At 70.6% G+C, this 1,843-nt stretch carries 2 protein-coding genes; one reads left to right on the forward strand and one right to left on the reverse strand.

Going from position 1 to position 1,843, the window contains the following annotated elements:
- Window positions 1-50 precede the first annotated feature (50 nt).
- Window positions 51-1,094: a tRNA (adenosine(37)-N6)-threonylcarbamoyltransferase complex transferase subunit TsaD gene (gene tsaD / locus IE250_RS10815; protein WP_189669308.1), complete on the reverse strand. Its 1,044-nt coding sequence runs from the start codon at window positions 1,092-1,094 to the stop codon at window positions 51-53.
- 119 nt (window positions 1,095-1,213) lie between these two features.
- On the opposite strand from tsaD, the gene IE250_RS10820 reads away from it, so the two are divergent.
- On the forward strand, window positions 1,214-1,831 hold the full coding sequence (locus IE250_RS10820; RefSeq protein WP_189669309.1) for a malonic semialdehyde reductase: 618 nt from the start codon (window positions 1,214-1,216) through the stop codon (window positions 1,829-1,831).
- Window positions 1,832-1,843: the final 12 nt, after the last annotated feature.

Here is a 1,843-nt window from a genome sequence, read left to right on the forward strand (position 1 = left end):
TTGTCGAGACCGGTCTCGACAAGCTCGACCACCGAAGGCGCGACTGCGGCTCAGACGGTGATGGTGGTCAGCGGCATCGACGAGTCCACCGGGATGTCCAGGCTGCTCGGGGCCACCCCGGCGCGGACGACGGCGGAGCCGAGCGCCGCAATCATGGCGCCGTTGTCCGTGCAGTAGCGGATCGGCGGGATGCGCAGCTCGATGCCGGCCTCGGCGCAGCGCTTGGCCGCCATCTCGCGCAGCTGGCTGTTGGCGGAGAACCCGCCGCCGATCACCAGCGTGTCGACGCCGTGCGAGTGGCAGGCGGCGATGGTCTTCGCGGTGAGCACGTCGGCGACGGCCTCGGCGAACGACGCGGCGACATCGTGCACAGGGATGGCCTGCCCGGCGTCGGTACGTGCCTCGACCCAGCGGGCCACCGCGGTCTTGAGGCCGGAGAACGAGAAGTCGTAGGCGTGCTTGGCCTGGTCCTTCGCGGCGGTGAGGCCGCGCGGGAACCGGATGGCCGTGGGGTCGCCCTCGCGCGCGAGCCGGTCGATGTGCGGGCCGCCGGGGTAGGGGAGGCCGAGCAGGCGGCCGACCTTGTCGAAGGCCTCGCCCGCGGCGTCGTCCAGGGTGGAGCCGAGCTCCGTGACGTCGGTGGCGATGTCGTCCACCATCAGCAACGAGCTGTGCCCGCCGCTCACCACGAGGGCCATCGCCCGTTCCGGGAGGGGGCCGTCCACGAGCTGGTCCACGCACGCGTGCCCGATCACGTGGTTCACGCCGTACAGCGGCTTGTTCAGGCCGATCGACAGGGCCTTCGCGGCAGACGCGCCGATCGTGAGCGGCCCCACGAGGCCGGGGCCGGCTGTTACGGCGATCGCGTCGACCTCGGACAGGTCGACGTCGGCCTCGCCGAGCGCCTTCTGGATCGTGGGGATCATCGCTTCGAGGTGGGCACGGCTGGCTACCTCGGGGATGATGCCGCCGTAACGGGCGTGCTCCTCCATCGAGCTCGCGACCGCGTCGACCAGCAGCTCGTTTCCGCGGACCAGCGCGACGCCGGTCTCGTCGCAGGAGGTCTCGATGCCGAGCACCAGGGGTTCTGCCATGGGCTCCAGCCTAGTTCCCCGGCGATCGTGGGTCGTGATGGGCGCCTGTGACGTGCCGACGTGCGGGACGTCACTGTTGAATCTGGAAATGTACGTGGGAGCAACTTGTTCACGACGGTATGACCAACACCGTTCTGGAGGCTTCGGGCCTCGCCATCGACGACGCGACCGCCGACCGTCTGTTCCGCACCGCACGCACCGTGACGTCCTTCGCCGAGTCGGACGTGACCGACGAGCAGCTCGCCGCCGTCTACGACCTCATCAAGTGGGGCCCGACCTCGATGAACGTCAGCCCGCTGCGAGTGCTGGTCGTCCGTACGCCGGAGGCCCGGGAGCGCCTCGTCGCCCGCGTGCCCGAGGGCAACCAGGAGCGCGTCGCCAAGGCGCCGGTCACCCTCGTGCTCGCGTACGACCCCGACTTCCACGAGCGCCTCGACGTCCTGATCCCGCACATGCCGGGCGCGCGCGAGATCTTCGCGGGCGACGACGAGGCGCGTGCCGGCACGGCGCGCACCAACGCCCTGATCCAGGCCGGGTACCTGATCGTGGGCCTGCGTGCCGCGGGCCTGTCGGCGGGTCCGATGCACGGGATCTACGAAGAGATCGACGCGGAGTTCTTCGCCGAGAACGGCTGGAAGGGCCTCCTCGTCGTCAACGTCAGCGCGGCCGAGGGTGCTGAGACCACCCGCCCCCGCGCTCCGCGCCTCAGCTTCGACGAGGCCGCGCAGGTCGTCTGACGCGACGCCGAC

This window comes from Promicromonospora soli, assembly GCF_014653785.1.
GTDB lineage: Bacteria > Actinomycetota > Actinomycetes > Actinomycetales > Cellulomonadaceae > Promicromonospora > Promicromonospora soli.